The following is a 3257-nucleotide window of genomic DNA, read 5'->3' as shown; positions in this document are numbered from 1 at the left end:
CAGCGAAAATGCCGGAGCACCTTCGGGTACGGCCCCAAGACGCTCGCCCGGATCCTGCGGTTGCAGACGGCGGTGGCGCTGGCCCGGTCCGGCCGCCCGTTCGCCGACGTCTCCGTGTCCGCGGGCTATGCCGACCAGGCCCACCTCTCCCGGGACGTCAAGGCGCTGGCGGGTGTGCCCCTGCGCGAGCTGGTGGCCTGACGTGCCGGCCCGCGCGCTGCGCTGTCTCGCACAAAACGGACACAAGCATGATCGTGGGTTTCGCGCTCCAGTGGCGGCCTGTAGTGTCTTGGCTCCGACGCGTATCGACCACCCCTCGGAGGCGTTGTTGCGATGACCTTGCGCATCCTCGTCGTGGGCGCCGGCATCAGCGGCCTCGCGGCGGCCCGAGGGCTCAGAGTCGCCGGCTTCCGGCCCGACGTGGTCGAGGAGCTGCCGGCCAGCACCGTCCCCGGCGCCGGCATCTTCCTGCCCGGCAACGCGTCGCGCGCGATGCGGCAGCTAGGCCTCGACGCACCGCTGCGCCCGCTCGGCGACCTCATCTTCCGGCAGGTCTTCCACGACTCCAGTGGTGACCTGCTCTTCGAGGTCGACCTGGCCGGGCTGTGGGCGGGGGTCGGCGAGAGCCGGGCGCTGTCCCGGGCTGACCTGCAGCAGGTGCTGCTCACCAGCGTCGGCGGCGAGGTGCGCTACGAGACCGCCGTACGCGACCTGGAGATCGTCGACGGCGGGGCCAAGGTCGAGTTCGGCAACGGCGCCATCGCCGAGTACGACCTCGTCGTCGCGGCCGACGGGCGGCGCTCCATGATCCGGGCCAAGGCGGGGCTCGGCGGCCCCGCGGTCCCGACCGGCCAGATCGTCTACCGCAGCGTGGTCAGCGGCGGCCCGTCGCTCAGCGACTGGACCTGCCTGCTCGGCGAACGCTCGCAGTTCGTCGTGATGCCGATGGGCGGCCGCCGGCTCTACGTCCACGCGGACGAGACGGTCGAGGCGGGCACCCCCAACCCCGAGGACCCGCGCGCCCGCGTCCGTGAGCTGTTCGGCGGCTTCGGCGGGCCGGTCCCGGCCGTCCTCGCCGCACTGGAGAAGGTTCAGGTCGCCCGCACCGACGAGGTAGTACTGGACGGCTGGACGAAGGGCCCGGTGCTGCTGGTCGGCGACGCGGCCCACGCGACCGCCCCGACCCTGGCCCAGGGCGCCGCGATGGCGCTCGAGGACGCCGTCGTGCTCGGCGAAGTGCTCAAGGCCACCCCGCACGACGTGCCGGCTGCGTTGCGGGCCTTTGAGCAGCGCAGACACGATCGCTGCGCCCAGGTGCGCGAGCACACCCGCCAGCGCGACCAGACCCGTGACGTCGCCCCGGCGGAGCGCGACCCTATGCTGCGCAGGCGGGGTCAACGGATCTTCGCCGATCAGTACCGGGGACTCGTCGAGCCGTTCTGAGACCTGGGTGCTCTTTGGTCACCCCGCGCCCGCCGGGGGTCGGCGGGGGACTATTCTGCCTGCGAGGTACGCCTTTCATCTCGGGTGTACGCAGTGGGACGAACGAGACACCGGAGGCTATCCGTGACGACCGTTGCGCCTAAGCCGATCGTGACCCGGCCCTGGCCGGTGCGACAGCAGGTGAAGGGCTCGGCCCTCGCGCGGATCCTGCGGACGACGGACGCGAAGCAGATCGGGATCATGTACATGATCACCGCCTTCGTGTTCTACATCCTCGGCGGATTCATGGCCCTGCTGATGCGATCGGAGCTGGCCCGCCCGGGCATGCAGTTCCTCTCGCCGGAGCAGTACAACCAGCTGTTCACGATGCACGGCACGATCATGCTGCTGTTCTTCGCGACGCCGATCGTGTTCGCCTTCGCCAACTTCGTGGTGCCGATCCAGATCGGCGCGCCGGACGTGTCGTTCCCGCGGCTCAACGCGTTCGCCTACTGGCTGTACCTGTTCGGCGGCACGATCGCGATCGGTGGGTTCCTTACCCCGGGTGGGGCGGCCGACTTCGGCTGGTTCGCGTACACCCCGCTCAGCAACTCGCTGCACTCGCCGGGCATCGGCGGCAACATGTGGGTCGTCGGCCTGGCGCTCTCCGGCCTCGGCACCATCCTCGGTGGCGTCAACATCATCACCACGATCATCACGCTGCGCGCCCCCGGCATGACGATGTTCCGGATGCCGATCTTCACGTGGAACATCCTGGTCACCAGCCTCCTGGTGATCATGGTCTTCCCGTTCCTGGCCGCGGCGCTGTTCGCCCTGGCCGCCGACCGCGTGCTCGGCGCCCACGTCTTCGACGTGGACACCGGCGGCCCGATGCTCTGGCAGCACCTCTTCTGGTTCTTCGGTCACCCAGAGGTCTACATCGTGGCGCTGCCGTTCTTCGGCATCATCACGGAGGTCATCCCGGTCTTCAGCCGCAAGCCGGTCTTCGGCTACAAGGGCCTGGTCGGCGCGACCCTGCTCATCGCCGCGCTGTCGATGAGCGTGTGGGCGCACCACATGTTCGTCACCGGCCAGGTGCTGCTGCCGTTCTTCAGCTTCCTGAGCTTCCTCATCGCGGTCCCGACGGGCATGAAGTTCTTCGTTTGGATCGGCACGATGTGGCGCGGGCAGATCAGCTTCGAGACGCCGATGATGTTCGCCATCGGCTTCCTCGTGACGTTCCTCTTCGGCGGTCTGTCCGGCGTGCTGCTGGCGGCCCCGCCGATCGACTTCCACGTCTCGGACTCGTACTTCGTCATCGCGCACTTCCACTACGTGCTGTTCGGCACGATCGTGTTCGCGGTGTTCTCGGGCATCTACTTCTGGTTCCCGAAGATGTTCGGCCGAATGCTCGACGACCGCCTCGGAAAGATCCACTTCTGGCTGACCTTCCTCGGCTTCCACGCCACGTTCCTCGTCCAGCACTGGCTGGGCGCGGAAGGCATGCCCCGCCGGTACGCGGACTACCTGCCGAGCGACGGCTTCACCTTCCTGAACACGTTCTCGACAATCGGCTCGTTCGTCCTGGGCGCCTCGACCCTGCCGTTCATCTACAACGTGTGGAAGTCCTACAAGGTCGGCCAACTGGTAACCGTCGACGACCCCTGGGGCGCCGGCAACTCCCTGGAATGGGCGACGTCGTCGCCGCCGCCGCTGCGCAACTTCGACAAGATGCCCCGGATCCGCTCCGAGCGCCCGGCCTTCGACGCGAAGTTCCCGGAGCTCGCGGCCGGCGCCCAGTCGCTGGCCGGCCCGCCGGAGGGCGGCGCCCGCCC

3 protein-coding genes are annotated in these 3257 nt (G+C 68.9%); all 3 read left to right on the top strand.

The features are described 5' to 3' along the window. A partial coding sequence (locus AB0C29_RS40210; protein WP_360832135.1) for a helix-turn-helix domain-containing protein occupies nucleotides 1-201 on the top strand: 201 nt, incomplete at its 5' end. 132 nt (nucleotides 202-333) lie between these two features. Next, entirely contained in the window at nucleotides 334-1443 is a 1110-nt protein-coding gene (locus AB0C29_RS40205; protein ID WP_360832133.1) for an FAD-dependent monooxygenase, read from the top strand. 123 nt (nucleotides 1444-1566) lie between these two features. Then, a partial coding sequence (gene ctaD / locus AB0C29_RS40200) for a cytochrome c oxidase subunit I (protein WP_360832130.1) occupies nucleotides 1567-3257 on the top strand: 1691 nt, incomplete at its 3' end.

The sequence above is a fragment of the Actinoplanes sp. NPDC048791 genome (assembly GCF_040650095.1).
Lineage (GTDB): Bacteria > Actinomycetota > Actinomycetes > Mycobacteriales > Micromonosporaceae > Actinoplanes.
Note: the sequence above shows the minus strand (reverse complement) of the source record. Positions and strands in the feature narration are given on the sequence as shown.

Bases quoted from the DNA above. Each gene is read 5' to 3' on its own strand.
- AB0C29_RS40205 (WP_360832133.1), top strand. From the start codon at position 334: ATGACCTTGCGCATCCTCGTCGTGGGCGCCGGCATCAGCGGCCTCGCG.